Annotated in this window: 25 protein-coding genes; 12 read left to right on the top strand and 13 right to left on the bottom strand. The window is 72.6% G+C overall.

Annotation, left to right across the window (positions count from 1 at the left end; genetic code table 11):
* Positions 1-119: 119 nt before the first annotated feature.
* Positions 120-1,610: a NucA/NucB deoxyribonuclease domain-containing protein gene (locus JO379_RS03795; RefSeq protein WP_130880844.1), complete on the top strand. Its 1,491-nt coding sequence runs from the start codon at positions 120-122 to the stop codon at positions 1,608-1,610.
* A gap of 4 nt (positions 1,611-1,614) precedes the next feature.
* Here JO379_RS03795 and JO379_RS03790 read toward each other — a convergent pair whose 3' ends face one another.
* The gene (locus JO379_RS03790) at positions 1,615-2,112 is read right to left on the bottom strand and encodes a hypothetical protein (RefSeq protein WP_209513882.1); all 498 of its coding nucleotides are present in this window, start codon (positions 2,110-2,112) and stop codon (positions 1,615-1,617) included.
* Between the two features lie 504 nt (positions 2,113-2,616).
* Between JO379_RS03790 and JO379_RS03785 the strand changes: the two genes are divergently transcribed.
* Positions 2,617-3,144, top strand: coding sequence for a DM13 domain-containing protein (locus JO379_RS03785; protein ID WP_209513880.1), 528 nt, complete (start codon positions 2,617-2,619; stop codon positions 3,142-3,144).
* Between the two features lie 20 nt (positions 3,145-3,164).
* On the opposite strand, the gene JO379_RS03780 is transcribed toward JO379_RS03785, so the two are convergent.
* The 5 genes from JO379_RS03780 to JO379_RS03760 all read right to left on the bottom strand — a co-directional run bounded on the left by JO379_RS03780 (position 3,165) and on the right by JO379_RS03760 (position 7,175).
* Entirely contained in the window at positions 3,165-3,980 is an 816-nt protein-coding gene (locus JO379_RS03780) for an AfsR/SARP family transcriptional regulator (RefSeq protein ID WP_209513878.1), read from the bottom strand.
* A 369-nt stretch (positions 3,981-4,349) separates the two neighbouring features.
* A complete protein-coding gene (locus JO379_RS03775; RefSeq protein ID WP_130880848.1) occupies positions 4,350-4,658 on the bottom strand; it encodes a hypothetical protein in 309 nt (102 codons plus the stop codon).
* Positions 4,659-4,703: 45 nt separating this feature from the next.
* Complete coding sequence (locus tag JO379_RS03770; RefSeq protein ID WP_130880849.1) at positions 4,704-4,958, bottom strand: hypothetical protein; 255 nt, start codon at positions 4,956-4,958, stop codon at positions 4,704-4,706.
* 96 nt (positions 4,959-5,054) lie between these two features.
* Positions 5,055-6,722 carry a S8 family peptidase gene (locus JO379_RS03765; RefSeq protein WP_307841890.1) on the bottom strand — a complete coding sequence of 556 codons (1,668 nt, stop codon included), beginning with the start codon at positions 6,720-6,722 and terminating at the stop codon, positions 5,055-5,057.
* A 171-nt stretch (positions 6,723-6,893) separates the two neighbouring features.
* Positions 6,894-7,175, bottom strand: coding sequence for a hypothetical protein (locus JO379_RS03760; RefSeq protein ID WP_130880851.1), 282 nt, complete (start codon positions 7,173-7,175; stop codon positions 6,894-6,896).
* A gap of 369 nt (positions 7,176-7,544) precedes the next feature.
* Between JO379_RS03760 and JO379_RS03755 the strand changes: the two genes are divergently transcribed.
* Both JO379_RS03755 and JO379_RS03750 read left to right on the top strand, forming a co-directional pair.
* The gene (locus JO379_RS03755; protein ID WP_209513876.1) at positions 7,545-10,520 is read left to right on the top strand and encodes an AfsR/SARP family transcriptional regulator; all 2,976 of its coding nucleotides are present in this window, start codon (positions 7,545-7,547) and stop codon (positions 10,518-10,520) included.
* 116 nt (positions 10,521-10,636) lie between these two features.
* Entirely contained in the window at positions 10,637-13,585 is a 2,949-nt protein-coding gene (locus JO379_RS03750) for an AfsR/SARP family transcriptional regulator (protein WP_209513874.1), read from the top strand.
* 61 nt (positions 13,586-13,646) lie between these two features.
* Here JO379_RS03750 and JO379_RS03745 read toward each other — a convergent pair whose 3' ends face one another.
* Both JO379_RS03745 and JO379_RS03740 read right to left on the bottom strand, forming a co-directional pair.
* Positions 13,647-14,249: a hypothetical protein gene (locus JO379_RS03745; protein ID WP_130880854.1), complete on the bottom strand. Its 603-nt coding sequence runs from the start codon at positions 14,247-14,249 to the stop codon at positions 13,647-13,649.
* Positions 14,250-14,641: 392 nt separating this feature from the next.
* Complete coding sequence (locus JO379_RS03740) at positions 14,642-15,565, bottom strand: MBL fold metallo-hydrolase (RefSeq protein WP_209513872.1); 924 nt, start codon at positions 15,563-15,565, stop codon at positions 14,642-14,644.
* Between the two features lie 121 nt (positions 15,566-15,686).
* Here JO379_RS03740 and JO379_RS03735 point away from each other — a divergent pair, with 121 nt between their 5' ends.
* From JO379_RS03735 to JO379_RS03720, 4 genes are all read left to right on the top strand, one after another.
* Positions 15,687-16,670 carry an AraC family transcriptional regulator gene (locus tag JO379_RS03735; RefSeq protein ID WP_209513870.1) on the top strand — a complete coding sequence of 328 codons (984 nt, stop codon included), beginning with the start codon at positions 15,687-15,689 and terminating at the stop codon, positions 16,668-16,670.
* Positions 16,671-16,868: 198 nt separating this feature from the next.
* Positions 16,869-17,195: a putative quinol monooxygenase gene (locus JO379_RS03730; RefSeq protein ID WP_209513868.1), complete on the top strand. Its 327-nt coding sequence runs from the start codon at positions 16,869-16,871 to the stop codon at positions 17,193-17,195.
* A gap of 144 nt (positions 17,196-17,339) precedes the next feature.
* Positions 17,340-18,269: a hypothetical protein gene (locus JO379_RS03725; protein WP_209513866.1), complete on the top strand. Its 930-nt coding sequence runs from the start codon at positions 17,340-17,342 to the stop codon at positions 18,267-18,269.
* Positions 18,270-18,273: 4 nt separating this feature from the next.
* Entirely contained in the window at positions 18,274-18,627 is a 354-nt protein-coding gene (locus tag JO379_RS03720; protein ID WP_209513864.1) for a hypothetical protein, read from the top strand.
* 16 nt (positions 18,628-18,643) lie between these two features.
* On the opposite strand, the gene JO379_RS03715 is transcribed toward JO379_RS03720, so the two are convergent.
* The 3 genes from JO379_RS03715 to JO379_RS03705 all read right to left on the bottom strand — a co-directional run bounded on the left by JO379_RS03715 (position 18,644) and on the right by JO379_RS03705 (position 22,258).
* Positions 18,644-19,810: a MalY/PatB family protein gene (locus JO379_RS03715; RefSeq protein WP_209513862.1), complete on the bottom strand. Its 1,167-nt coding sequence runs from the start codon at positions 19,808-19,810 to the stop codon at positions 18,644-18,646.
* Between the two features lie 66 nt (positions 19,811-19,876).
* Complete coding sequence (locus JO379_RS03710; RefSeq protein WP_307841888.1) at positions 19,877-20,983, bottom strand: amidohydrolase family protein; 1,107 nt, start codon at positions 20,981-20,983, stop codon at positions 19,877-19,879.
* A 105-nt stretch (positions 20,984-21,088) separates the two neighbouring features.
* The gene (locus tag JO379_RS03705; RefSeq protein ID WP_209513860.1) at positions 21,089-22,258 is read right to left on the bottom strand and encodes an FAD-dependent oxidoreductase; all 1,170 of its coding nucleotides are present in this window, start codon (positions 22,256-22,258) and stop codon (positions 21,089-21,091) included.
* Between the two features lie 182 nt (positions 22,259-22,440).
* Between JO379_RS03705 and JO379_RS03700 the strand changes: the two genes are divergently transcribed.
* A complete protein-coding gene (locus JO379_RS03700) occupies positions 22,441-23,046 on the top strand; it encodes a TetR/AcrR family transcriptional regulator (RefSeq protein WP_209513858.1) in 606 nt (201 codons plus the stop codon).
* A 39-nt stretch (positions 23,047-23,085) separates the two neighbouring features.
* Here the strand turns inward: JO379_RS03700 and JO379_RS03695 are convergent, their stop codons facing one another.
* Complete coding sequence (locus tag JO379_RS03695) at positions 23,086-23,853, bottom strand: hypothetical protein (RefSeq protein WP_209513856.1); 768 nt, start codon at positions 23,851-23,853, stop codon at positions 23,086-23,088.
* 230 nt (positions 23,854-24,083) lie between these two features.
* On the opposite strand from JO379_RS03695, the gene JO379_RS03690 reads away from it, so the two are divergent.
* Positions 24,084-24,746 carry an HAD-IA family hydrolase gene (locus tag JO379_RS03690; protein WP_209513854.1) on the top strand — a complete coding sequence of 221 codons (663 nt, stop codon included), beginning with the start codon at positions 24,084-24,086 and terminating at the stop codon, positions 24,744-24,746.
* A 51-nt stretch (positions 24,747-24,797) separates the two neighbouring features.
* Positions 24,798-25,547 (top strand): Mut7-C RNAse domain-containing protein, encoded by a 750-nt coding sequence (locus JO379_RS03685; protein WP_209513852.1) that lies wholly within the window; start codon positions 24,798-24,800, stop codon positions 25,545-25,547.
* A 30-nt stretch (positions 25,548-25,577) separates the two neighbouring features.
* Here JO379_RS03685 and JO379_RS03680 read toward each other — a convergent pair whose 3' ends face one another.
* Positions 25,578-26,312, bottom strand: coding sequence for a B3/B4 domain-containing protein (locus JO379_RS03680; RefSeq protein ID WP_209513850.1), 735 nt, complete (start codon positions 26,310-26,312; stop codon positions 25,578-25,580).
* A 163-nt stretch (positions 26,313-26,475) separates the two neighbouring features.
* On the opposite strand from JO379_RS03680, the gene JO379_RS03675 reads away from it, so the two are divergent.
* Positions 26,476-26,667, top strand: coding sequence for a hypothetical protein (locus tag JO379_RS03675; protein WP_245382756.1), 192 nt, complete (start codon positions 26,476-26,478; stop codon positions 26,665-26,667).
* The last annotated feature ends 1 nt before the right edge of the window (position 26,668 follow it).

Genomic DNA, 26,668 nt, shown 5'->3' with positions numbered 1-26,668 from the left:
TCGGCCAATCAACACCATTAATCGGTCATGCGTTCGAGTTCCGTGCCCGGGACTCATGCCTTGTGGGTTTGCTGAGATCACCGGCGCGCGTGCGCCGGGGTATCCCATGGGGGAAACACGTGAGACCGCGCATATCTGCACGCTCCCGACGACGCTTACGAGGACTGGCGCTATTCGCAACCGTTGCCGTTCTTCTCCCGCTCGCGTCGCCCGCCTCGGCGACTGACAGCCCGGCAGATGAGCTGAGTGTCGAAACCTACATGCTGCCAGCCGGGACCCCCGTTCCGCCTCTGGAAGAACTGCAGTCGGACGCCGCCTTCGACTCCTTTCGGAGTCGGATCCGGGCGTCGGCTGAAGGTGACACCCGGGCCGCCGCCGAGACGATCGGCCCTGCGGCTTCCTACGAGCCGCGCACCGCAGAGCCGTCCACCACGGAGGCCGATACCGGCGCAGACGTGGGCACGCCCGCCGGTGATGTCACCGCGGAGGCCGAGTCTGATCCGGCGGATGACGTTTCTGACGACCCCGAGCTCGCTGCAGCCGCTGCCACGTACCCGGAGCCTCCGCACACCATGTCGTTCGACGAGTGCAAGGCCGGGCTCGGTACGAAGAACAAACTGTTCATCAAGTCCCGGTTCGCTGTGTGTACGGGTGCATCGTTCATCCAGTTCTGGCGACAGAACAAGAAGCCTGTCGGGGAGAGTGCCTTCGACGTCCGCGTGATCGGCACCATCGCCAAGGGTAGCCGGGAGATGAAGGCTCAGGTCTACTTCTCGAACTTCGCCAAGACCGGCAAGACGGCGACCGGCGGCCTGATGATCACCCCTCGCATGACCGTCCCGCAGAAGTGGCCGGCATCCGCGAAGGCGACCCAGGGCGGCAGCATTCCCGGAGCGCAGAGCTTCGATGCCCTGGCTCGGCAAAAGCCTGCGACATTCATGCACTCGGTGACTGTCGCCGCCGGCCAGGGGACGACGCGGGATGACCTTGTATTTGCGGTGTACGAGCCCGCTATCAAAATCATGCCCCCGGCCGGCTGGGGCATGACCGGAGACATGGGCGGCAAGCTCTTCTTTCTCGCGCCGCGGTGGGACACCGCCAAGTACGTGACCAAGAGGGGCGGGGCAGTATTCAGCAACATTGTTACGTTGCCGTACAGCTCGAAGCAGGGGGCTCCGGAGAAGGAAGTGGCCGAGCACATACGAGACGCCTACAACAACACTCCCGATATCCGGCCGAAGAACGCGCACCGGGACATCCCCGGGCGGGACCTGAAGAAGCCACTGCACCGTCTGTTCCACGATACGAAACGACGCGACGCCAACCGGAATGCGGCCATCAAGGTATGCGAGGAGAATTGGGGAAAGAACTACCCGCAGGATCCCCAGAATCCCAACCGTAAGCGGGAGTGTGATGAGTTCCCGTTCGCCTCGACCTATGAGGGATCCGCTCGGAAGAAGTATGAACCATCGACCCCTGCAAACAACTTTTCGGCTCGGCCCCTGACGAGGGCGGACAATGGGGCTGGCGGCACGATATTGTCGGTCTTCTACAAGAGGAATCGTCTGATCGACGGCTCGGACGACGGTTTCCTGGTCTCGGTCAAGTAGCCACTCAGCGGGGAGGGGTGCTAGAACTCTCCTCCCCGCTCTTGGTCGCTGGCCAGAACTGCGCCAGGTAGCGTTCTACGCCGTTCGGGACTCCGTGCTGGGCCAGGTCGGCTACTTCCTCACGCCCCGCGCAGAACAGGCGAACTCTCCACAGGCGATTGGGGCTGCCCAGTTCCACGTAGCCCTCTTGTGCTCCTGCAGCCGCCCGAATCTCCAGTTCGCCGGAGGGCGACTGGAGTTCGGTCTCGTCCTGCACCTCCCACGCCAACCTTTTGTCCTGGGGTGGGTTGGCGTCCCAAACTTCGACGGTCAAGGCGGCGGTGTGAGTGTGACCGGCGCTCTCGATGTCGATCCGCCCTTCGTAGGCGGAGAGGAACGGCCCATCAGGTTCTCGCCCGTCGGGGTATGAATCGGGCACGGCCGAGTCGTCGGTGTCTTGCAGTCCGAATCCATAGAAGTCGACGTGTACGTCAACTTCCTGTTGGCGCAGCATGGTTGCCATGGTGACTCCCTTCTGAAGGCGGTGGATCGCACTCCGGTGCGGTGGATCGTATCGATTGGTTGCCCTCCGCTCCAGATCTGACTGGCCCTACTGTTCGGCGCTTGGTCCTCTGGCTCTCGCCCCTCTCCGGTAACCGCTCGGTTGATCCACTGGTGGCGGGGTGAGCCTCCTGTGAGAGCGATCGTCCCGGTGTTCGCCAGGGAAGACGCGCTCGAGACCGTGCGTGCTGCGTTGAGCAGGGGCAGCGGGCTACGGGTGACTCGTGAGCTGGCGAGTCGCGGAGTCCACATGGGATCTGCAAACCCCCTCGGTGAGACCCGGCGTGCCTCGGGCCGGCACGCTCCGGAGCAGCGGACGGGGCATCGGCGTGCGCTCCCGGCGCCTCGCCTCCGTCCGACGCCCCTCGTGATGCCGCCGTAAGACTTTCGTCATCGAAAACCAGGAGGCCCACGCCCCCGCGCCCCGTTGAATGGGTGAAGGCACAGCGGGCGTGAGGAGACGGACATGGGACGCATACGGCGCGTCATGAGCAAGCGGGTTGTGATCGGGGTGCTGGTCGCCGGGTTGGTGGCGGTCGGGGCGGGGGCTTTCTGGTTTCAGCCGTGGAAGCTGTGGGTCGACGAGACCGTGCGGGAGGCGCTGCCCGCCGCTACGGAATCGGCGGCCGCAGGCGCGGCCGCGCGGACCCTCGCCTCCGGGGAGCTGATCAGCCACGAGCACGCGACCAGCGGAAAGGTGCGGATCCTGCGCCTGGCCGACGGGAGCCGCGTGCTGCGGCTGGAGAACCTCGACACCAGCAACGGACCCGATCTGCGGGTCCTGGTCGCCGACGCGCCCGTGAAGAAGGGCACGGCCGGGTGGCGGGTCTTCGACGACGGGGCGCACGTCAGCCTCGGCAAGCTCAAGGGCAACAAGGGCGACCAGAACTACGTCCTGCCCGCCGGGCTCGACCTCGACCGGTACACCAGCGTGAGCATCTGGTGCGACCGCTTCGACGTGTCCTTCGGCGCCGCGGCCCTCAGCCGCGCCTGAACCGCCGCGCGCCGGGGTGCTCAGTGCGGATGGCTCAGCCCCCGGCGTCGTACCCCCGGTGGGCGGCCCGCGAGCAGATCGCTGGTCGCCCGGGTGGGGCGTACGCCCAGCTCACGGTCGAGGACGTGCACACACGTCTCGTACGCCCGCCAGGCCTCGCCGACGTTGCCCTCGGCGAGGTGGACGCGCACCAGCACCCGGTGCGCGCTCTCCCGCAGCATGTCGGCGCGCAGCACCGTCAGCGCGACCTCGATGGCCAGGCCGTAGGAGCCGCTCTCGCACAGCCGCTCGGCCACGGTCTCCATGACGTGCAGGCGCATCTGGCGCAGCCGCTCGCGGGCGTCGCCGAGCCATTCGTCCTCCCAGTCCGGCAGCAGATCCCCGGCGTCCTCACCCGGGGACCACGCCGTCGCATCCACCTCTCCGCCGTGCAGCACCCGCAGCGAACGGTCGACCACCTCACGGACGTCCACCTCGGCGCGCGTGTGCAACGCGATCTCACCGGCAGTGGTGACCACCAGCTCCGGGGCCGCCTGGTTGACCCGCCAGATACCGGTCCGCAGCCGGGCCAGGGCGCGGTGCTCCTCGGTCTCCGGCCAGAGCGTCCCGGCCAGTCGGCTGCGGCTCATCCGGCCGCTCAGCGCGAGGGCCGCGACCAACCGCTGCGCCCCGCCCGGCAGTTCCACGTCACGGCCGTCGAGGCTGAGCCGGAACCCGCCGAGGAGGGCGACCGTGACCCGGCCCGGCGTCCGCTGCGCCGGCCGGTGCGCGGGCGCGGGCCGCTCCCCGGCGGTCAGCTGGCGTGGGACGTCGGAATTCCCCCGTGTATCGGTCATGGCTCCCCCCACCGGGCGCCCGCGGCACGTGCCGCGCGGCGGCCGCGTCCTGGCGCTGCCTGACTGGGGGGCGGTCGGCGTGACGAACCCGGTCTGTGCCCGTCGATCCCGGTCCCCACGACGAGGATGCCCGAGTTTGGGGGCACATGCCAAGGGATAGGCGGTGCCGCGAGAGACCGGGGAACATGCGGCTTACCGCTGGTCGGCCAACAGGTGACGGCGAGCTGGGCGCGCGGGACCCGCGCCCGGGGCGGACGGCGGTTCCGGTACCGGGACCGGCGTCCCGGCCGGGGATGGCAGGGGTGCGGGGCAGCCGTCTCTTCCGCCACCGCCCCGCACCCCTTCTTCCTTTCCGTTCCTGTCCCCGGGTCAGCCGGAGACAGGTGCGGCACCCGCGTCCTGGCTGCCCGCGTCCTGGCCGGGGCCCGCGGGGGCGTCCGGCCGGGGCACCCGACCGGCGTCGGCGAGACGGACGAGGTCGGTCAGCCAGCCGGGGGCCGCGCCGCCGTCGGTGCCCTGACCCGCGGCGCCCGCGGCCGGCCCCCCGGCCGTCGCGCCGGGTGCGGCCCCCGCATCGGCGGCCCCTGCATCAGGGGCCCCTGGACCGGTGGCCGGCGTGGTGACCGCCGCGGTGCCCGGGGGCCCGCCGTCGTCCGCGACCGTGATGTGCAGCTTCATGGACGGCTCCCTAGGTGAGACGGGCTGAGGTCTCGTTGCTGAGGACTAATTGAGGACCGCGTAACGGCCTTCGAAGTTGATCTGCGCGCCGCTGATGTTCTTCACCGTCAGCCAGTAGGTCACCGCCGTGGCGGACGCCCGCTCCACCGTGGTCTCCCACTCGATCTGCGGGGCCCCGGCCTGGGGCGACGTCGGCATGAAGTACCAGATGACGTGCCACTCCTGAGGCCAGCTGTGGGTGAACCAGCGGCCGGTCTGCCCGGGGCCCAGCGTTCCGGTGAACTGCGTTCCTACTCGCATCGTTGCTCCCTCTCCCGATCCCGATCCCGCATCTCCCGATCCCGATCCCGGCGTGTCCGGTCCGGCGTGTCCGGTCCCGCGCTCACCGTCCGGCCGTCACCATCCGAGGACCGCGAACCGGGCCTCGAAGTCGACCGGGTCGGCCACGAGGTTGGTCACGTCGATCCAGTACGTCGCATACGCGTCACTGGCCCGCTCGACCCGGACCCGCCAGCGGACCTGGGGCGCGCCGGGACGGACGCTGGTCGGCTGGACCGTCCACACCACGTGCCAGTGGGCGGGCCAGTTGTAGGTGAACCAGCGGCCGGTCCGGTTGCCCGCCAGGGTGCCCCGGAACTGGACGCCGACCCAGGTGGCCGTCTGCAACGCGGCCGGGATCAGCTGCCGCAGGTCGGGACGGTTGCCGATGCGCTGGGTGGCCGGACGGCCGGGCGCGTCCTGCTGCGGCGAGCCGGTGGCGCGCAACAGCTCCCTGGCGCGCGCCGGGGACAGCCGGATCCTGCCGTGGGCCCGCAGCACCCCCTGGGTGGAGGCCAGCGCGCCGACGACGATCGGCGAGGCACTGGAGGTGCCGCTGAACCGGTCGGTGTACCACAGGTCCTGGTTGGTGCCGCCCTGCAGATCGCCGTAGCCGGTGGTGGTCACCTCCCGCCCCCAGCCCTGGGCGTCCACACAGGCACCGTGGTTGGAGAAGTCCAGCCGCGACCGGTCGGGGCCGTGGTTGGCGCCATGGGTTCCCGGTGGTGGCGCCCCGGCGCCGACGATCACTGCGCCGGCGTCCAGCGCGGTGCGCCGGAAGGGGTTGCGCCACCAGGCGGGGAAGCCGGGCTGCGGGGTGTCGTAGACGGCGGCGTCCAGGTTCTCCGCGCCGTTGCCCGCGGCCTCGACCACGACGATGCCCCTGTTGACGGCGTAGCGGATGGCCAGGAAGTCGTCCGGCCACCACTCGACGGCGATGAAGCCCTGCTGGCCGGAGCCGGTCGCGTTGGGACCCGGCCGGTGGATCTCCAGCAGGATGATGTCGCCCGGCCCGAGCCGGTCGGCCGCGTTGCGGATCGCGGTGGAGGTCGCGATGGAGAACGCGGAGGCGCTGGTCACCGCGTCGGGCGAAATGCCGGTGACGCCGAGTGTGTTGACGTCCCCGCCGATCTCGCCGAGGACGGCCGTGCCGTGGTTGACGAACGCGGTGTCGGTGCTGCCCGTGCCGGAGACGATGCCGCCCTGGTTGTTCAGCAGGTCCTCGTGGGTGAAGCGCCAGCCCCACTCGCAGTCGATGACCCGGACCCCCGCGCCCCGGCCGCCCGGCCGCGTCCAGGCGTAGCGGGCGTCGATCCCGCCCGGTGCGGCGTCGAGATAGCCCTGGCGGGCGGTGAAGTCCGGGGTGACGGGCGGGGCGTCCGCCGCCGCGGGGACCATGTCGTTGAGGGGCGCGCCCGCTTCGCCGGTGCCCGCTCCGCTGTCGGTGCCCGACTTCTTCGACGCCTTGGCCGTGCTCTCCCGGGTCGCGAGCTGCGCGCCGGGTTTGACGTAGGCGGCTTCGACGGCGTCCGAGGAGCGCAGCCGCTCGGCCAGTTCCTCCAGCCGGTCGGCCGGAGCCGACACCTGGTAGAAACGCGCCATCCTGTCGATGATCTCGCGCGCGTCGTCGTCGAGGGGCGGTGCGTCCGCCCGTTCCGCCTGGGCGAGCAGCCTGTCCGGGTCGGTGCCGAACAGCGGAGTGATGACGACGTCCGCGTCGGCGGCCACGGCATGCAGACCGTTCACCGGGACATCCGAATCGGCGCTCGCGCCGGTCGCAGTGATCCGAACGCCCGCACCGGCGCGCGTCACGCACACCAGCTCGGCGCGCCCGGAAGGCGATTGAGGCGGAGGGGCCGTGCCGCCCCCGCCGTTTCCCGCACCTGTTCGCTGTGCCACAGCACTCTCCTTCGCCCGTTACGGAAGGTCTGCCGGCGGTTTCACATAGGCGGCCTCGACGTCCGGGCGGGCGCGCAGGGCCGCCGCGACGGCCTCGGCATCCGCGCCGGCGGGAACACCGACCCTGAGCCACCGTGCCGAGTCCGGATCACCACCGCCCGGGTGCAGTGGCTCGGCGGTGACGCCGAACCGCCGCGCCAGCCAGCCGTGCAGGTCCGCCGGCCGCACGGCCCCGACGGGCTCCGCGAGACCGGTGGGCGACTGCGTACGAAGCTGGACGACGATTTCCGCCTCGGCCATGGGCAACCCCTCCGCGTGCCCCTGGTCCCGTGCCTGCTGCTCGGCCACTGGGCCCGGCCGAGGCTAGTGAGGACCTCGTCACCCGCCCGTCACGGCAGCGTCACGGTGGCGGCCGGGCACTGCCGGAAGGGCCGTCCGGGGCCGATCCACCGGAATCCGCCCTCTGTCCGCATGCCGAACCCTGGCTGAAAACACCCCCATAAAACCCCCGTGACCTGCGCGTTCCCGCGTCGAAAAGCGCCCGCCGAACAGCACGGAGTTACGATTCGGCCCTGAGCGCGTGCCGGGGGGAACCGCGCGAAGAGCACAGAACGGGGAATCGGGTGCTCGGTCGGGAACGGCCCGCGTCCGGCGCTTTTGGGGGCAGGCATGGTCAACGACGCTGGCGGGCTGACATTCGCCGTACTCGGCCGACTGCGGGCCTGGCGCGACGGCGAGGCCCTGGAGCTCGGCTCCCCGCAACAGCGGACACTCCTCGCGGAATTACTGCTGCGCCAGGGGCACGCCGCCTCGGCCGCCGAGATCGTGGACGCGGTATGGGGCGAGAACCCGCCGCCCCGCGCCGTCGGAGCGCTGCGCACCTACGTCTCCCGGCTGCGCAAGCTGCTGGAGCCGGAGCGGGAGCCGGGTGCGGCGCCGCGGTTCCTGGTGTCCGTGTCCGACGGCTACGCCCTGCGGATACCCCGTCAGGCGCTGGACGTGGCCCGGTTCGAGGACCGGGTGGCCGCCGCCGCCCGCGCGCGGGCCTGCGGTCGGCTCACGGACGCCCGCGACCTGCTGAGATCGGCGCTCGCGCTGTGGACCGACGAGCCCTTGCACGGTCTGGCCGGCGCCCAGGTGCGCTCCCACCGCGACCGGCTCGCCGACCGCAGGCTGATGGCGCTCGAGACCCGCCTCGAACTCGACCTGGAGCTGGGCGCCGCCGAGCCCGCCCTGCGGGAGCTGGCCGAGCTGACCGCCCGGCACCCGCTGCGCGAGCGGCTGTGCGCGCTGCGCCTGGTCGCCCTGCACCGCGCCGGCCGCAGCGCCGAGGCGCTCGCCGTGTACGAGGAGACGCGCAGGGCCCTGTCGGAGGAGCTCGGCCTCGAACCCGGCCGCGAGCTCGTCGGAATCCAGCGGCGGATCCTGGCCGCGGCACCGGACGCGCCGGCCCCCGGCGCCGGCCACCTCACCCCGGGGGAGCGGGCCGTCCCCGCCCAGCTCCCCGGCGATCCGGCGGATTTCACCGGCCGCGAAGAGACCGTCGACGAGCTGTGCCGCGCCCTCGCCCCCGGGCATCCGCAGGCGGTCGTCACGGTCGCGGTCTCCGGCATCGGCGGGGTCGGCAAGAGCGCCCTGGCCGTGCACGCCGCCCACCGGGTCCGCGAGGACTTCCCGCACGGGCAGTTCTACGCCGATCTCCAGGGCACCGGGGAACGCCCGGCGGACCCGGCCACCGTCCTCGGCTCGTTCCTCCGGGCGCTCGGCGTCGACGACGCGGCCGTACCCGACGGGCTGGCCGAGCGCGCCGCGTGCTTCCGCACCCAGCTGGCCGACCGCCGGGTGCTGATCCTGCTGGACAACGCCCGGGACGCCGACCAGGTCCGGCCCTTTCTGCCCGGGACTCCCTCGTGCGCCGTGCTGATCACGAGCCGCGCCAAACTGGGCGACCTGCCGTCCGCGCGCCTGATGGACCTCGACGTCATGACGGCGCGGGAAGCGGTCACCCTCCTGGGGCGGGTCGTGGGCACGGACCGCACCGAGGCGGAGCCGGAACCGGCCGCCCAACTGGTCTTGGCCTGCGGCCTCCTGCCGCTGGCCGTACGGATCGTGGCCGCCCGCCTCGCCACCCGCCCCACGTGGACCCTCGCCACCCTCAACGACCGGCTCGCCGACCGGAAACACCGGCTGGCCGAGCTGCGCGTCGCGGACCTGGCGGTCGAGGCCGCCTTCGCCCTCGGCTACCACCAGCTCGACGAACGCGCCCGGCGGACCTTCCGGCTGCTGTCCCTCCCCGACGGCACGGACATCTCGGCGGCCGCCGCCGCGGCGGTCCTCGGCCTCGCGGAGCGGGAGGCCGAGCCGCTGTGCGAGGCGCTCGTGGACGCCAGCCTGCTGGAGTCCCCGGCGCCCGGCCGCTACCGCTTCCACGACCTGCTGCGGCTCTTCGCCCGTGAGCGCGCCGAAGCCGAGGAGTCCCCGCGGCAGCGGGCCGACGCGCTGCGCCGCCTCATGGAGTTCTACGTCGCCACGGCGCGCGCCTCCCATCTGCTCACCAGCCCCGGAGCGGGCCGCCGCGACGTCGCCTCCCCGACCCCCGGCCTCACCTTCGACAGTGCCGACGCCGCCCGCGACTGGCTCTTCACCGAGGCGTCGTGCCTGTTCGCGGCGGTGGGCCAGGCGGTCGCGGAACCGTCCCACGCCGTCGCGCCCGCCGCCGACCTGCTGCTCATGATGGACGGCCTGTTCGAGTACGGGGCACACGGGCGGGAGTTCGAGCAGGCCGCCCGGGCGGTGATCGCCTGCGCGCTGCGGGTGGCCGACCGGCGCAGCGCCGGCCGCGCGTATCTCGTCCTCGGCTCCGTGTACTACCACGCCGACCGGCTCGTCGAGCTCGTCCCCGTCTGCCGGGAGGCGCTGGCGCTGAGCCGCGCCGCCGACGACCCGCTGACCACCGCCGACTGCCTGGTGCAGCTGTCCCGGTGCGACCACCACATGCGCCGTCACGACGCGGCGCGCGAGCGACTGTCCGAGGCCCTGGCCGTCTTCCGTGCGAACGGTGACCGGCTCGGCGAGGCGAACGCCTTCGGCGCGCTCGCCCGGGTGTACCTCGCTCTCGGCCACCGGGAGCCGGCCCTCATGGTGGCCGAGGAGGGCCTCGCCCTGCACCGCTCCCTGGGCAGCACCCACCTGGTGGGCCACGCGCTGTACCAACTGGGCATCGTCCTGGCCGGCACCGGCCGGACCGAGGAGTCGGCGGCCCGGCTCACCGAGGCGCTGACCCTCTTCGGCGCGCACCGCAACCGGCTGTGGGAAGGGCTCACCCTCTTCCGGATGGCCGAGAACGACCTGGCCGCCGGGGCCCCGGAGCGCGCCGCCCGCCACGCGGAGCAGTCCGTCGCCACGCTGGAGGAGGTCCGGGACGCATGGGGCCGGGCCAAGGCGCTCGCCGTGCTCGGCCACGCGCTCGACCTGCTGCACCACCCCGACCGGGCGCGGGCGAGCCGGCTCGCCGCCTACGAGATCTTCCTGCGCCTGGGCGTCCCGGAGGCCGACGACCTGCGGATCCTCCTGACCCGTGACGGCGCCCGCGAGACCGCCGGTGCCGGCGCGCGCGAGGAAGCGGCCGCGCGGCCCGCCGACTAGCCGGCAGCGCCCACGGCCGAGCGCCCCTACCGGACTCCTGGCTTCTCCCGTCGAACTCCCGGCTCCCCCACCGGACTCCCGGCTTCCCCCGGCTGTCCCGAACCACGGAGAACACCATGACCGCGCCCCCCACCTCGGATCACGCCCCGGACGGCCCGCCCGTCCCCCGCTTCGCCGTGCTCGGCCCGCTCCGGGCCTGGCACGGCGAGCACGAGCTGCCCCTGAGCGCACCCCGCACCCAGGCCGTGCTCGCCGCACTCGTGCTGCGCGCGGGCAGGCCCGCGTCCGCGCGGGAACTCATCGGCGCCGTCTGGGGAGACGACGCACCGCCCCGCGCGTCGGGCGCGCTGCGCACCCACATCTCCGGGCTGCGAAGGCTGCTCGAACCCGGATGCGGCCCCCGCGGGCGGGCCCGGGTCCTGGTCTCGGCCGACGGCGGCTACGCCCTCCGCCCGGAGCCCGGGGCACTCGACCTCGCCGTCTTCGAACAGCGCGCCGCGGACGCCGGGCGGGCCCGCGCCGCCGGACGCCTGGAGGAAGCACGCGAACTGCTCGACTCGGCGCTCGCCCTGTGGGCCGGAGCACCCCTGGCGGGAGTCCCCGGCCCGTACGCGCATGCCGAGCGCACCCGGCTCACCGAGCGGCGGCTGACCGTGCTGGAAGAGCGCTGGGACGTGGAGACCGAACTCGGCGACCACACCGCGGCGATCGCCGCGCTCGGCGTGCTCGCGGCCGAACACCCCTGGCGGGAGCGGATACAGGAACTGCTGATGACCGCGCTGTACCGGGCCGGCCGCCAAGCCGACGCGCTCGAGGTCTACGCCCGCGCCCGCCGCTCCCTGGCCGACCAGCTCGGCGTGGAGCCGGGTCCCGGCCTGGCCCGTCTGCAGCGCCGCGTCCTCGCCGCCGAACCGGGACCCGCGGACCCCGCCGGCCTGCTGCGGCTCACGGCCACCTTTCCGCTCCCCGCCCAACTCCCTCATGACACCGGCGACTTCACCGGACGCGAGGACAGTGTCGCCCGGTTGTGCGCGGCCCTGGACAGCGGCCGGATCGTGGCACTGAGCGCCATCAGCGGCATGGGCGGCGTCGGCAAGACGACCCTCGCCGTCCATGTCGCCCACCGGACGCGGGACAGGTTCCCCGACGGCCAGCTCTACGCCGATCTGCGCGGCACCGACCCCCGGCCCGCCGAACCCATGCACGTACTCGACCGATTCCTGCGCGCCCTCGGTGTCCCCGCCGGCCACGTCCCGGCGCTGCCTGACGAGCGGGCCGCCCTGTACCGCTCCCGGCTCGCCGGCCGCAGGGTGCTCGTCGTGCTGGACAACGCCCGCGACCTGGCCCAGCTACGCGATCTGCTGCCCGGTTCGCCGGGCACCGCCGTGCTGCTGACCAGCCGTTCACGCCTCGCCGGGCTCACCGGCGCCACCCTCGTGGACCTCCGTCCGATGGTGCCCCGGGACGCGCTGGCCCTCCTCGCCCGCATCGTGGGGGAGGAGCGGGTGAACGCCGAGCCGAGGGCCGCGGCGGCAGTCGTCGAGTCCTGCGGCGGGCTGCCGCTCGCGCTGCGCATCGTGGCCGCCCGGCTCGTGGCCGGCCCGGACCGGACCCTCGCGCGGACCGCCGCGCTGCTGGCCGACGAGCGGCGCAGGCTCCGCGTGCTCCGGGCCGAGGACGCGGCGGTGGAGACCACGTTCCGGCTGGGCGCGGGCCTGCTCGACGACGAACAGGCCCGCGCCTTCCGGCTGCTGGCCCTGCCGGACGTACCCGAGATGACGCTGCCCGAAGCGGTGGCGGTCCTGGACCGGCCGTGGCGGGCCGCCGAGGACCTCTGCGAATCGCTGGTCGACCTGAATCTGCTGGAGTCCCTCTCGCCCGGCCGCTACCGCTACCACGACCTGCTGCGGCTGTTCGCCCGCCAGGCCGCCGTCGAGGAAGTGCCGGACAGCGAGCGGACCGCGGCGCTCACCCGGCTGCTCCACTTCCTCCTCGCCACCGCCCGCAACGCCCACCGGACGACGATGCCGGACGACGTGTTCCCCGGCGACCTTGCCCCGCCCCGCTCCGCCGGGCTCGCCTTCGCCACCCAGCAGGAGGCCGCGGGCTGGCTGGTGGACACCCAGGCGACCCTCCTCGGTGTGATCGAACAGGGCGCGCACGACGGGCGGGCGCCGCTGGCCGTCTGTGCCGATCTGCTGGTGGCCGTGGACCCGCTCGGCCGGATGGGCGCCCGGCCGTACGGCTTGGAGCGCGCCGCCCGGGCCGTGTGCGAAGCCGCCGAACGGGCGGGCGACACCAGGGCGGAGGCCCGCGCCCGGTACATGCTGGGCGGGGCGGTGAGCCTGCGCTTCGAACTCGGCCGGGCCCTGCCCGAATTCGAGCGGGTGGTCGAGCTGTGCCGTGGCGCGGGGGACCGGGCGCTGCTGGGACCCGTGCTGATCGCGCTCGGCGGCTGCGCGCTCGCCCGCCGTGACTTCACCGCCGCGCACGACCTGCTCACCGAGGCGCTCGAGCTGAGCCGGGCCGTGCACAGCCGCGGCAGCGAGGCCTACGCCCTGGGTTTCCTCGCCCTCGCCGAGCTGGCCACGGGGGAGCCGGCAGCGGCGGTGGCCACCGGCCGGGAGGCGGTCGCCCTCACCCGGGCGACGGGTGACCGGGCCGGCGAGGCGAACGCACTGCACAACCTCTCGCAGGTCTGCCTGTGGACCGGCCGCACCGAGGAGGCCCTCGACTGCCTCCACGAGAGCCTGCGGCTGTGGCGGGGGACGGGCTCCTTGTACCGCGAGTCCCTGCTGCTCGGGGCGCTCGCCCAGGCGTACAACTTCGCGGGCCGTCCGGCCGAGGCCGCCGAGCACGCCGCGACGGCCCGTGACATCGCCGAGCGGCACGGCGACGGCTATTTCCTCGGCCGCGCGCTCGCCCAGCTCGGCCACGCCCACGCGGCACAGGGGCACCCCGCCGAGGCGACGGTCTGCTTCCGCAGGGCGTATGACATCTTCCACGGCCTCGGCCTGCCCGACGCCGACGACCTGACCCTGCATCTGACCGCCGGGGCGGGATGACGGGGGCCGCGCAGGCGCGGGACTCCCGTCCGGGAGGAGCCCCGCGCGCGGTCCGGCGGCCTCAGCCCGGCAGGCTGCTCACCAGGCCGGTCAGCAGGCCGGTCACACTGCCCAACAAGCCGGTGGCGGTGCCCAGCAGTCCGCTCACCACGCTGGTGACCAGGGCGAGCAGCCCGCCGACGCCGTCCGCCGCGCCGTCCCGGTTGCCGTCCCTGGTGCCGTCCTCGGGTCCGTTCCCGGCCTGCCGGGCGAGGAGCTCGTTCCTGGCGGCGTCGGCGAGCTCCGCCGCCCTGGTGATCGCGGCGTGGTCCGGGGCCTGTTCGGCCGCCTGCTTCTCCAGGTCGGCCCGGGCTCTGAGGAGGGAGTCGTGGTGTTGCCTGGTCTCGGCGCAGTCCCCGCCCGGTTCCTCGGGGAGGCCGGCCGCGGAGCAGCGCCGGACGGTCTCCGCGGCTTCCTGGAGGGTGCTGTCCTCGTCCATGGCCCTGAGGGCCTCGCCGGCCGCCTTGCGCAGTTCGTCGGCGGACGGGGCGGACGCGGCGGTGTCCACCGTGCCCGGGGCAGCCGATCGTGCGGTGGCGGCGGCGGTGCCGCCCGCCGTCCCGAGGGCGAGCGAGCCCAGGACGGCACCGACGACGAAGAGGCTGGTCCCGCGAGTAGCGCCCATGGAGAACTCCTTAAGTGGGGGATCTTGGCGCCACCCTGCGTCGGCCCCCCGTCCCCCGCAATCGGGAGCTTCCTCGCACGTCATCCGGACGCCGCGGCGGTCTGTGAGCCGTCCGGGTGGCGCCGGCCCCGGCCGCCGCAGCCCCGTGGCGTCCGGGGCCTGCGCCGGGAAATTCATCGTCAGCATTCCTCCAGGAAGGTGCCGTTGCTGAAACTGGCTGGCTGTCAGGTGACGGGGTGTCGGCGAATGGAGTAGCCGGGACCCGGGCCCCGCGCTCGCCGCCGTCGGGCACGCGCGGAGCCGGGCCCCGGCCCCGGACGGGCGGACCGGAGCCGGGCCCGCCGGCCCGTCGCGGTCCGTGGGGGCCGCCGCGGAGCGCCGTGGCGCAGACGTCAGCGGGTCCGGTCGAACGCCGCCCAGCGCTCCAGCGCGAACTTGCTGCCCTCGCGTCGGATTTCGGCCGCACCGTGGCCCGGCAGATGCGCCGGGAACACCAAGGAACGGGTGTCGGCGGCCTGTTCCAGGATCCGGCGGCGCGACCGGGTGGCCTCCTCCTGGTCCTCGCTCAGGCAGGTGTCGCAGTCGGGTTCCACGAACTGCAGCGGGCTGTGCACGAGGTCGCCGATGAACAGGGCGCGCTCCCTGCCCGACGCCAGCTGCAGCACCGACGAACCCGGGGTGTGCCCGGGGGCGAGCCGCAGACTCAAGTACGCGTCGATGCGGTATTCGTCCTCCCACAACAGCGTCTGACCCGCCCGGTGCACCGGCGCGACGCTGTCCTCGAACATGTCCCCGCCGGCCAGCGCCACGCCGACACCGCCGAGGGAACCCCGCTTGGGATGGTTGTTGACCGGATTCCAGTAGTCAAAGTCGGCCTTGGCGATCACATAGGTGGCGTTCGGGAAGGTGGGCACCCACGCACCGTCCACCAGCCGGGTGTTCCAGCCCACGTGGTCCGAGTGCACATGGGTGTTCACGACGATGTCCACGTCCTCGGGGCGGACCCCGACGGCGGCCAGCTGCCCGAGGAAGTCGGTCCGCAGGTGCGACCAGGCGGGCATGTGCGGCCGTGCCTTGTCGTTGCCGATGCCGGTGTCGACGAGGATCGTACGGCCCTCACTGCGCAGCACCCACGTCTGTACGTTCGCGATGAGGTCGTCGGTCCCGGGCGTCCAGAAGTCCGGAGCCAGCAGCGATTCGTTCTCCCGCCACATCCGCGGGGTGCTGCCGGGGAAGATGGCGGGGGTGGGGGCGACCGGCGCGTGCCATTCGACGACGCGGGTGATGTCCACCGCGCCCAAGGTGATTGTCTGCATGCCCTCGACGTTAGAGAGCGCGCGCGAGACGGCCAATAAGTGATCGTGCCCGATCTATACGCCATCGTCTCGGTGGGTGCCGGACGTCGGAGCGCGACGCGGCCTTGCGCATACTCACCTCATGGACGTACTCAGCGACGCCGTCGCCGCCCTGCGCACCGGGCGGCCCTATTCGGCGCTCTCCGGCCGGCACGGACGATGGCGGACGGACATCGAGCCCTTCGCGGGCGCCGGATTCCACGTGGTGCTGCGGGGAAGCTGTCTGATGCTGCCCCAGGGCGGCGGCGAGCCGATCACGCTCGCCGCGGGCGACGTGGTGTTCCTGCCGCACGGCACGCCCCACGCGCTGACCGGCTGCGACGACCCGGCGGACACGCCGTCCGACACGGTGTCCGTATCCTGCGACGCCCCGCAGGCCGACCCCTCGCACGCCCCGCTGGTCCTGCTCTGCGGCGCCTACCGGCTGGACCAGACCCGGGCGCACCCCCTGCTGGCCGACTTCCCCGAGGTCATCCACCTGCCCGCCCACCACGGACGGCACCCCGCGCTGCGTGCGACCGTCACCCTGCTCGGCGACGAACTGCAGTCACCGGGGCAGGGCACGGACGCCACCCTGCCCGCGCTGCTGGACCTGCTGCTCATCTACCTGATGCGCGCCTGGTTCGACGAACGGTCCGCCCGGCCGGGCACCGGCTGGTGCCGGGCCCTGGCCGACCCCGCGATCGGTGCCGCGCTGCGCACGGTCCACGACAACCCGGCGCGGCCGTGGACGGTGGCGGACCTCGCCGGCCGGGCGGGACTGTCCCGGGCGGCCTTCGCCCGCCGGTTCACCACCCTCGTCGGCAGGCCCCCGCTGACCTACCTCACCTGGTGGCGGCTGACGCTCGCGGCCAGTCTCCTGCGCGAGAGCGACGCACCGCTCGCGGCCGTGGCCCAACGGGTCGGCTACACCTCGCAGTTCGCCTTCGCCACGGCCTTCAAGCGCGCCTACGGCGTTTCCGCGGGCCGCTACCGCCAGGAGCGCCACGACGACCACCGGCACATCAGCGACTGGGCGATGACCACGACCACCACCACCGGGTCACAGCAGCTCATCCCCGCGTGAGCCGCGGCCGGGGCCCGTTTTTCCGGCAGGGCCGGAATCCCCGCCCTTCCGCTGCGCGGGCCGGTGCCCCTCCCGGCACGATGGGAAGGCCGCACCGGGGACGCCCCCGGTACGACGCGGCGGGGTGGCCCCGCGTCACGCGCGGGGCCACCCGGCCCGGCCGCCGAGCCCACCGTCCGGAAGCAACGGGAGCACTCCATGATCTTCATCGTCGTCAAATTCACCGTCCGCCCCGAGCGCAGCGACGAGTGGCTGACGCTCGTCGACGACTTCACGCAGGCCACCCGACAGGAGCCGGGCAACGTCTTCTACGAGTGGTCCAGGAGCGTCGACGACCCCCACCAGTTCGTCCTGGTCGAGGCCTTCAAGGACGCCCGGGCCGGCGAGGAGCACGTGAACTCCGAGCACTTCAGGACCGCCATGGCCTGGATGCCCGATGTGATCGCCAAGACGCCCGACATCATCAACGTCGAGGTCCCGGGCACCGGCTGGGGCCCGATGGCGGAGCTCACCCCGCGCGGCTAGAGCAGACGACGGCACCCGGGCGAGGGGGCCGGTCCGGGGATCCCGGACCGGCCCCCTCGCCCGTTCGGCCCCCGAGCACGGGCCGCCGCTGCCGCGCCGCCATAGCGTCGAGGCGGAGCGGGACGCCGAGGACGAAGGAGACGGATGATGCTGCGGGTGGATGTCGATATCTTCTCCGGCCGTCCCAACCCCGCCTGGGTCGTCTCCGACGAGGACGCTGCGGGCGCTCTGCTGGAGGAGATCGCGGCCGTGGCCGACGAAGCGGTCGGCCTGTCCGGAGCCGGCTACGGCGGTCTCGGATACCGCGAGGTCGTCATCTCCTCGATGAGCGACGACGAGTCCTGGCCCGAATCCCTGCCCCGCACCTTCACCCTCGGCACCATCGGCGCCCCCGACCCCCGGCGCTCGGCCGAGCTGGCCCGGCGGATCGTCGCCGACATGCCCCGGTACCGCGGGTTCAAGCTGCCCGGGCACGCCGAGACGCCCCTCGACGACACGACGCGCGACCTCGTCCTGGAGCAGATGGACCGGTTCTTCCAGGACCCGCCGGAGTGGTTCCGGCCGCCGCTCTTCCCCTCGAACTCGCTGCGCTCCACCATCAGGGAGGACGAGCCGATCGACACCGGCTGCTTCTACGAGGTGAGCGAGTTCAACCCCGACTTCTGGAACCGCCCGGAAGTCCAGCCCTACAACAACTGCTACAACTACGCGCGCAACTACCGCACGGACACCTTCGCCCAGCCCGGCCGTGCCCACGGCGCCCAGACCGACGTCATGGCCTGTCCGGACGTCACCCGAGCCGCGCTCGCCGACGGCCTGGTCCGCCGCTTCGACTGCCTGCCCGACAGCGAGTACCCCCGCCGCCTCATGGCCCTCGTGATCTGGCCCGGCGTGGACTACCACTGGTACCGCGAGCAGCGCGGCGACTTCTGGGGGCACAAACCCGGCTCGACGGCCGCGCGGAACTACGACAACAGAGGCGCCCTCATCACCGATCCCGAGACGTGCGACCGGGGCGGCTACACCGACTTCTGCGGGTACTTCTACGCGGGCAAGTCCGTGGTCATCAACTGAGCCGGTGGCCGCCGACGGACCGGAGCGGCGAGGCCCGGTGATCGTGGAACTGCACGTCCTCAGCGGCCGCCCCGATCCGCGCTGGCCGCTGGACCCCGGCGCGGCCGCCGCGCTCCGGGCGCTCCTGGCCACCCTCGCCCGGGCGGACGCGAAGCCGCCCCCGGCCCCGGGCCTGGGGTACCGGGGGTTCACCGTCACCGACTCCGAGGCGGTCCGGCACGTGTTCAACGGCCTCGTCACCGTCGGCGACGTGGCGCTGGCCGACCCGGGAAGAACCGTCGAACGCCGGCTGCTCGGCACGCTCCCGCCGGAATTCGAGCACCTTGGGCCCGTCGTGGCCGCCGCGCTCGACGGCTGACGGACGGCGGCCCGCCTCACCCCCGGCCGAGCGCGGCCGCCATCCGCCGCACGGCCTCCGTGATCACCTCCGGCGACGTGGCGAGGTTCAGCCGCACGTGCCCGGCTCCTCCCGTGCCGAAGCCGGTACCGCCGATCAGCGCGACCCGCCCCCGTTCCAGGAAGACGGCGGCCGGATCGTCGCCCAGGCCGAGCCCTCGGCAGTCCAGCCACGCCAGATAGGTGCCCTCCGGGGGCGTGTACCGCACGTCCGGCAGATGACGCGCCAGCAGCTCGGCGAGCAGCCGCCTGTTCTCGTCCAGGCCTGTCAGTACCGCGTCGAGCCACTCGCCGCCCTCCCGGAGGGCGGCGGTGTGGGCGATGATGCCGAGGTGGCCGGGGCCGTGGCTCACCTCGTAGGGCAGCCGGGCCAGGTCGTCCGTGGCGGCGGGGCCCACGACGGCCAGCGCCGCCTTGAGCCCCGCCAGATGCCACGCCTTCGACGCCGACATCAAGGAGAACGCCCCGCCCGCCCCGGGCACCGACAGAAACGGCACGAACCGGGTGCCCGGCGGCACGAGGGGCGCGTGGATCTCGTCGGCGACGACCCGCACGCCATAGCGGTTCGCCAGCTCCGCCAGGGCCGCCAGCTCCTCCGCGGTGTGCACGGTGCCGGTCGGGTTGTGCGGACTGCACAGCAGATACGCCGCGCGCCGCCCACCCGCCACCGCCCGCCGGAACGCCGCCTCCAGGGCGGCGGGGTCGATCCGGTGCCCGTCGCCCAGCGGCGCCTCGAGCACCCGCCGGCCCATGTTCTCCACGAACGGGAAGAACGGGGGGTACACCGGAGGACTCACCACCACCGCGTCCCCGGGCCCGGTCACCAGCTTCAGCATCTCGACGACGCCCAGCATCACGTCCGGCACGATCGCCGTCCGCTCCGCCACCACCCCGTCCCAGCCCCACCGCTGCCGCGCGAACGCGTCCAGCGCCTCCGCGTACCCCGTCCCCACCGGGTATCCCGTATCGCCCAGCGCGACCGCGTCCACCAGCGCCCGCGCCACGGGCTCGGCCACGGGTACGTCCATCTCGGCGATCCACAGCGGCAGCACGTCCGGCGGGTACGTGCGCCATTTGGCGCTCGTCCGCAGGCGCAGTTCGTCGAGCGAGAGCCGGCGCAGCGGGTTCTTCTCGTCGTACGGCATGGGGCCATTGTGCGCGGCGCCCGGCGGGACGGGAACGCGACGGCGACTCTCCCACCGCCGCCGGCATCACCCCGCCCGGCACACCTGCGGGGCCGTCTCCTTCATGCCGAGCAGCCGGAAGTAGTTGGCCCCGAGAGCGATGCCGCGGAACGCCTCGTCCCCCAGGGCCTTGTTGATACGGCTGGTGACCTCGAGCTCTTCCTCGTAGACCTGGTAGTCCTTGTTCCCGGCCGCTACGAAGTCGGTGCCCGGGATGGCTCTGGTGGGGTACCGGTCGAAGAACGCCGCGTACTTCTGCCTGACGCCCGGCTTGCTGAAGTATTGGTCCTCCAGCACCCGCCAGCTCAGATCGAGGGTCAGCCGGGGGTACTTGTCGAGGAGCCGCTGCACGATGCGGATGTGCTGGTCGGGGTCCATGGCGGACAGTTCCTTGGAGAGCCCCATGTGCGCCCACACGATCTCGTTCCGCGGGTAGCGCCGAAGGGTCTCCTCCATCAGGTGGAGGTATTTCGTCGGCTCCCGGTCGCTCCCGATGTCCGCGTGGATGGTGATCGGCATGCCGCGGTCCCGCAGCACCTTCATGAACGGTGCCCAGTTCCTGATGTTCTCGCTCGTCGCGGGCTCATGGCGGTTGGGGAACAGGGCCTGCTTGACGAGGTTGACCTCTCCCGCCCAGCGGAACATCCCCGGGAATTCCTTGTCGTAGAGGGAGATCCCGGGTGGGACGGTCTCGGGGTGGTTGAGGTCCATGAAGGTCATGGAGAGCGTGAGGCCGGGATCCTTGGGCTTCGCCTCCATGTAGTTCCCGGCGTTGACGAAGTCGTTCTTCATGCTGGGGACCACGGGCGTCCCGGGGCAGTCCAGGTAGTAGGTGCAGTCGGAGTTCACGGGCAGCGTCTGCCCGATGCCGTACATGCTCGCGTGGCGGACGCCGCTCTTGCGCAGGTAGCCCGTGAGTTCGTCGAACGAGATGGCCTGGCCGCCGAAGGGGCGGAAGTGGAGGTGGCTGTCGACCACTGAGGTGTACGGCTTCTTCTCGCGGTCGAAACAGTCCTGCGTCGCCAGCGCGGGTGACGTCCCCGCCGAGGCGACGACGGCCACCGCCGCCAGAGTCGCGCTGGTGATCCCGATCCGCCTGCCCATGCTCCAGGTGCCGCTGATGGTGGCCTCCACTGATCCGACGTGCCCGTGATCGATAGGACCGCAGCATTGCCAGAACGCCCGTTGTCAAACGACCCGTCCGGGTGAAGGGGGGACGCATACTCGAAATCGTGTGGCTCAGCTGGTGTGAGAGGGGTGCGCGGCACGGAGGGCGTCCGTCGGCCAGAGTGCGTCGGGGAATGCTGGGGCGTCGGAGTCGGTGTCGGGCATCAGGGTGCTGAGCATCCGCTGGGCGGTCTTCGCGCTGTCGGTGGCGCGGGGCAGCATGACGCTTTCGTAGGCGTCGAGGGCCTCGTCGACGGTGGAGTGACCGATGACGGCTCGGGCGAGTTCGGCGCCGTCGAGCAGGGCGAGGTTGGCGCCGACGCCGATCGGCGGCATCAAGTGGGCGGCGTCCCCGAGCAGGGTGATACCGGGGGTGCGCTGCCAGGAGTGGGGAACGGGAAGGACGAACATGGGACGGTTGATGAAACCGCCTTCGTTCTCACGCAGGATGTCGAGCAGGCTGTCGTGCCAGCCCTGGTACCGGGCGAGGAGACGCGCGCGTACGGCTTCGGTGTCGGCGAGGTCGAGGCCGGTGTGCCAGTCCTGGGGGCCGCGGAAGGTGATGTAGGCGCGGACGTGTCCGTTGCTGTTGCGCTGCAATACCAGGCTTCGGCCGCCCGCCTTGGCCGACATGGTGCCGCGGCCGACCAAGCGGGCGATGCCGGGGTGGCGGCGGTCGACATCGTCGAAGTGGGACTCCACCATCGTGACGCCGGCGTAGGAGGGCTGGGCGTCGGAGAGCGCGGGGCGTACCCGGGACCAGGCACCGTCGGCGCCGATGACCAGGTCGAAGTCCTCGATGCCGCGGTCGTGGTGGTGCAGGCGGGCGGTGCCGTGGGGAAGCGGGGTGACGGCCCTTACGGAGTGCCCCCAGCGGACCGTGCCGGGGGTGAGGGAGTCCAGCAGCAGACTGCGCAGCTGCCCGCGGTCGATCTCGGGCCTGCTCGCATCGCCCTTGTCGGCCCGGTCGTGACGTATCAGGGTCGCGTGACGGTCGTACAGGCGCCACTCCTGGCCTTCGGGCCGGGCCAGCGCGAGGAACCGGTCGAACAGACCGGCCGCACGCAAGGCTGCTTGGCCGGTGTCCTCGTCGATGTCGAGGGTGCCGCCCTGCGGGCGGGACCGGGGGTCGGTCTCGTGCTCGAAGACCGCGACCGGCACGCCGTGTTGTTGCAGGACGCGTGCGCAGACGAGGCCGCCGGGTCCGGCGCCGACGATCGCGATGCGAGGGGTGGTGGACATGAGGGTCACGCTCCGTTCGACGGTCGAAGAGAGTGCCGGCGCCCTGGGGCGACGCCCTGAGCTGAGTGCCGGTCAGGCTTGCCCGCTCACAAAAGCACAGCCGCTGCAAAAGTACAATCGCTCTGACTTTGCGCCTGATCGCTTTTACGATCGAGTCGACTCGAAGCAGGTAGGGTGGAGGCATGGCCGAGACAACGACAGGACGCCGCGAGCGCAAGAAGGCCCGAACCCGGCAGGCCCTGGCGGACGCCGCCGTGCGGCTGTTCACCGAGCGCGGCTTCGACAACGTCGGTGTGCGCGAGGTGGCGGAGGCGGCCGACGTCTCGCTGAGCACACTCTTCAAACACTTCCCCAGCAAGGAGGCGCTCGTCTTCGATCTGGACGCGGACATCGAGAGCGCCCTGATCGCCGCCGTTCGTGACCGAGCCCCTGGTCAGTCCGTGCTGCACGCCCTGCGTGACCACATGGTGCACACCCGGACCGCCGTGCTGACCGACGACCCCACGTTCGTCCTCGTCGAATCCACCCCCGCGCTACGGGACTACGCCCGGCGCATGTGGTCGCGCCACGAGAAAACACTGGCTGCCACCCTCGCCGAGGCCACCGGGCTCGCCCCGGAGGCCCCCGCCGTCACCGGACTGGCACGCTTCGTCCTGGAAGCCCCCGGCATCGCCCGCGCGAGCGAAGACCCGCCCCGGACCATGGGCGACTTGTTCACCCTGCTGGAATACGGCTGGGCCACCACCCCCCTGGCGCGACAGGAAGGCAGCCCCGGTCGGGCCGGCTGAACTCGGCCGATTGTGGCGACGGCTGCCTCCGACGACAGCTCAGCCGGCGCGTCCCTCGTCCCCCTCGGCCGGGGCGGAGACCGCCCGGTCGTCGAGGACGATGACCACCTGGGGGCCGTAGCGGTCGGCGGAGTCGGTGTGCTCCAGCGCGTCGGCGCTGCGCTCGTACAGCTCGGCGGCCATGGCCAGGTCGCCGAGCCGCTCGATGTCCTCCTCCTGGGAGGTACGGAAGAGGGAGAGGAGCACGGCGATGAGGCTCCGCCCCGACAGGGTGACCTCCACCCTCCCCTCGTGCTCGTCGTCGACCGGGCCGGGCGCGCGGAAATGCGGGTCGCACGCGGTCTGTTCGAGGAGGAAGGCCCAGGTGTCGCGGTGACAGACGAGCCTGGCGGAGGAGACACCGGCGGCGCGGCGGAGCAGTCGCCGGAGCCGCGCGGGGCCGGCGGCTCCGGTGTCCGTCCCGTCAGGGGAGGCCGGGGGACGGGGGAGGGGCGGCGCCACCGGGGGAACGGTCTGCCGCTCGACAGTTTCGGCGGGAGGCGTGGTGCGGGCGTCGACGAGCTCGCTCAGGGCCGCGCAGTCGACGCGGAGTCGCTCGATCTCCCCGAGGACACGGTCGAGTTTCCCGTGCAGGGCCTCGTGGTTCTCACGCAGCCAGGTCCCGCCGGTGGCTATGGCCTCCGACAGCCCCAGCAGTGTGGCGAGGGTGTCGTGCACTTCGGTGAACCCGGCGCCGAGGGCGTTGAGGACCTCTTGGCGCGTCTCGTGGGCGTCGTTCAGGATCGCGGCGGTTTTGACCCAGGCCATGGCGCGGACGTCCCCCTCCTGTATCCGCTGATGTCGCCCACATCTCTATCCGTACGGACCCGTCCGGACACGCGACTTCCGTCCCGGATCCCCACCACCCGCGTCGCTGCCCGTCACTCCACGCCGGTGGGGCAACGGGGGTCCCAGGCGTCGTTGACGCCGGTGGCGGCGGCCCACCACGATCGGGCACACAGCGTGAACGAGGGTTGTTCCAGCGTGAGGAGCCGCACATGTCCACTCCGCAGTCCGGTCCCGGGGCCACGCCGCCGGGCAAGGGCCTGATCCTCGACTTCGGCGGGGTGCTGACCACCTCCGTCGTCGCCTGCACCCGCGCCTTCTGCCTGCGCGAGGGGCTGGCCCCGGACGCCTTCCTGAACGCCGTCTCGGTGGATCCGGTGGGACGCGAACTCTTCGCGGACCTGGAGCGCGGGGCGATCACCCAGGAGGAGTGGAACGAACACACCGCGCCCCTCCTCGGGGTCGACCCGGTCAACCTGCTCGGCCGGGCCCTCGCGGACCTCCGCCCCGAGCCGACGCTGACCGGCGCCGTGCGGGCCGCCCGGCGGGCCGGGGTGCGGGTCGGCGTCCTGTCCAACAGCCTCGGCTTCGAGCCGTACGACCCGTACGCCGGGTACGAACTCGACACGTCCTACGACGCGGTGCTGCTCTCCGGCCGCTACCGGATGCGCAAGCCCGACCCCGGGCTCTACACCATCATGCTCGGCCTGATGGAACTCCCCGCCGAGGCCTGTGTGTTCGTCGACGATTCCGCCCGCAACCTCACCCCCGCCCAGGAACTCGGGATGGCCGTCGTCCGCGCCACCGAGCCCGCCGCCACGGTGGCCGCGATCGAGACCGTGCTCGGTCTCGACCTCACGGACCAGGTCCGTTGACCTCCGGCGCCCGGCCATCGGCGCGCGGGGCGCGAATGGCATCCTGAAGAGGTGAACGGACCCGAGATCCACATCAGCGTCGCCCCGGAACTGAAGCTCTTCGTCGCCGCCGAGCGGCGCGGCGAACGGGCGGTCGTCGTCACCGACGGAGCGTCGACGCTGGGGCACGTCGTCGAATCGCTCGGTATCCCGCTCACCGAGGTCGGCCGGCTGCTCGTCGACGGCCGGGAGGTGCCGGCGGCGCACGTGCCGGGCGCGGGGGAGTCCGTCGAGGTGCGCGCCGCTGCCCGCCCGCAGCCCGTGCCGGGGGCACCGCTGCGGTTCCTGCTCGACGTGCACCTGGGGACCCTGGCCCGGCGGCTGCGGCTGCTGGGCGTCGACGCGGCGTACGAGGCCGAGGACATCGGCGACCCGGCGCTGGCCGCGCTGTCCGCCGCCGAACGGAGAGTGCTGCTCTCCCGCGACCGGGGTCTGCTCCGGCGCCGGGAGATCTGGGCGGGGGCGTACGTCTACAGCGACCGCCCCGAGGAGCAGCTGCGGGACGTGCTCGGCCGCTTCGCGCCCCGTCTGGCGCCGTGGACCCGGTGCACCGCGTGCAACGGCGAACTGCGGGACGCCGACAAGGAAGCCGTCAGTGAGCTGCTGGAGCACGGCACGCAGCGCACGTACGACGTCTTCGCGCAGTGCACCGCCTGTGACCGCGTGTACTGGCGGGGCGCGCACCACGAGCGGCTGGAGGCGATCGTCGAGGGCGCGGTCCGTGAATTCGGGGCCGCCGCGGCCGGACTCGGGGCGTCCTAGCCCGGACGCCCCCCGGGCCTCACCCCGGGCTCACACCAGGCGGGAGCCGGTCCGCACGCCCGGGCCGCCGGCGACGAGCGCCGCCACGAGGGCCTCACCGGCCTCCGCCAGGGCCTCGTCCGTCAACGGCGCGAGCGCGTCGAGGATGAAGACGGCCCGGGTGGTGGCGTGGGTGAGGCGGGTGCGGGTGCACTGGCGCCAGTTCCAGCGGCGGCAGGTGACGCCCGCGTCGTCGCGCCACACGACCTCGCCGGGTTCGGGGTGCTCCACGACGGGCTCGCCCGCCGCGGTGGTCTCGAAGGGCTCACTGCCGTCGGCCCGGGTGAGGAACGCGGGCCCCCGGTAGTGGTCGAGGTCCTCGCCGCCCAGCGGGATGCCGTGGGCGACGGAGATCGCGTTGTAGATGTCCGTGAGGCGGTCCACCCGGGGCAGCCCGGCGGGCACGCGGCGCAGCAGCCCGTCCACGCTGGGGCGGGTGCGCTGCGGCTTCGCCCCGAAGTCGCGGAAGGCCTCGCGCCATGCGGCCACGTGCGGGTGGGGCCCGGCGGCCCCGTCCCCGGTGCGCGCGAGGGCGCTCGCCTCGGCGGCGGCGAGCAGTTCCTCGCTGAAGGCGTCGCTCGGCCCGGGACGGAGCCCTTCGGCGACGACGACCAGCGCGCGGTAGTCCGGCCGCAGCGCCCGCACGGCGGGGTCGATGGTGACGGTGTCGAGCCATGTCTTGATGTCGGGTGTCACGTCTCTCCTGGCCTGCGCGTCGTCGTTCATTTCAATGTACCAGTAGGTCATTGCACTGAACCAGCCTCTGCTGTTGCCGCTCCGGGTGTTGCCGCGCGCAACACCCGCCCCGTGCCCGACGCTGTGCTCGTCCCGGCCGGTCGTCGTGCCCGGGCCGAGCCGGGCCGGTGCCCGGCCGTGGAACGGGAGGTCCGTGGTGAAGGGTTCGCTGTTGACGCCGAGAGCGGCACTGGTGCTGTTGCTCGGGGTGCTCGCCGGGCTGGGAGCGGGGGTGCTGTCGGCGCTGGCCGGGGTCGACTCCGCGCAGTGCGTCCTGTGCGGCGGTGCCGTCTTCGGAGCGGCGGTGTCGTTCTTTGACCGCTTGGTGGCGGATTCCGATGCCTGAA

Origin of the sequence: Streptomyces syringium, assembly GCF_017876625.1 — a bacterium.
GTDB classification, from domain to species: Bacteria; Actinomycetota; Actinomycetes; order Streptomycetales; family Streptomycetaceae; genus Streptomyces; species Streptomyces syringius.
The sequence above is the reverse complement of the archived record's forward strand: the minus strand, read 5'-3'. Positions and strand labels throughout refer to the sequence as shown.

Bases quoted from the DNA above. Each gene is read 5' to 3' on its own strand.
- JO379_RS03790 (WP_209513882.1), bottom strand. From the start codon at position 2,112: ATGGCAACCATGCTGCGCCAACAGGAAGTTGACGTACACGTCGACTTC.
- JO379_RS03785 (WP_209513880.1), top strand. From the start codon at position 2,617: ATGGGACGCATACGGCGCGTCATGAGCAAGCGGGTTGTGATCGGGGTG.
- JO379_RS03780 (WP_209513878.1), bottom strand. From the start codon at position 3,980: ATGACCGATACACGGGGGAATTCCGACGTCCCACGCCAGCTGACCGCC.
- JO379_RS03775 (WP_130880848.1), bottom strand. From the start codon at position 4,658: ATGAAGCTGCACATCACGGTCGCGGACGACGGCGGGCCCCCGGGCACC.
- JO379_RS03770 (WP_130880849.1), bottom strand. From the start codon at position 4,958: ATGCGAGTAGGAACGCAGTTCACCGGAACGCTGGGCCCCGGGCAGACC.
- JO379_RS03760 (WP_130880851.1), bottom strand. From the start codon at position 7,175: ATGGCCGAGGCGGAAATCGTCGTCCAGCTTCGTACGCAGTCGCCCACC.
- JO379_RS03755 (WP_209513876.1), top strand. From the start codon at position 7,545: ATGGTCAACGACGCTGGCGGGCTGACATTCGCCGTACTCGGCCGACTG.
- JO379_RS03750 (WP_209513874.1), top strand. From the start codon at position 10,637: ATGACCGCGCCCCCCACCTCGGATCACGCCCCGGACGGCCCGCCCGTC.
- JO379_RS03745 (WP_130880854.1), bottom strand. From the start codon at position 14,249: ATGGGCGCTACTCGCGGGACCAGCCTCTTCGTCGTCGGTGCCGTCCTG.
- JO379_RS03740 (WP_209513872.1), bottom strand. From the start codon at position 15,565: ATGCAGACAATCACCTTGGGCGCGGTGGACATCACCCGCGTCGTCGAA.
- JO379_RS03735 (WP_209513870.1), top strand. From the start codon at position 15,687: ATGGACGTACTCAGCGACGCCGTCGCCGCCCTGCGCACCGGGCGGCCC.
- JO379_RS03730 (WP_209513868.1), top strand. From the start codon at position 16,869: ATGATCTTCATCGTCGTCAAATTCACCGTCCGCCCCGAGCGCAGCGAC.
- JO379_RS03725 (WP_209513866.1), top strand. From the start codon at position 17,340: ATGATGCTGCGGGTGGATGTCGATATCTTCTCCGGCCGTCCCAACCCC.
- JO379_RS03715 (WP_209513862.1), bottom strand. From the start codon at position 19,810: ATGCCGTACGACGAGAAGAACCCGCTGCGCCGGCTCTCGCTCGACGAA.
- JO379_RS03705 (WP_209513860.1), bottom strand. From the start codon at position 22,258: ATGTCCACCACCCCTCGCATCGCGATCGTCGGCGCCGGACCCGGCGGC.
- JO379_RS03700 (WP_209513858.1), top strand. From the start codon at position 22,441: ATGGCCGAGACAACGACAGGACGCCGCGAGCGCAAGAAGGCCCGAACC.
- JO379_RS03695 (WP_209513856.1), bottom strand. From the start codon at position 23,853: ATGGCCTGGGTCAAAACCGCCGCGATCCTGAACGACGCCCACGAGACG.
- JO379_RS03690 (WP_209513854.1), top strand. From the start codon at position 24,084: ATGTCCACTCCGCAGTCCGGTCCCGGGGCCACGCCGCCGGGCAAGGGC.
- JO379_RS03680 (WP_209513850.1), bottom strand. From the start codon at position 26,312: ATGAACGACGACGCGCAGGCCAGGAGAGACGTGACACCCGACATCAAG.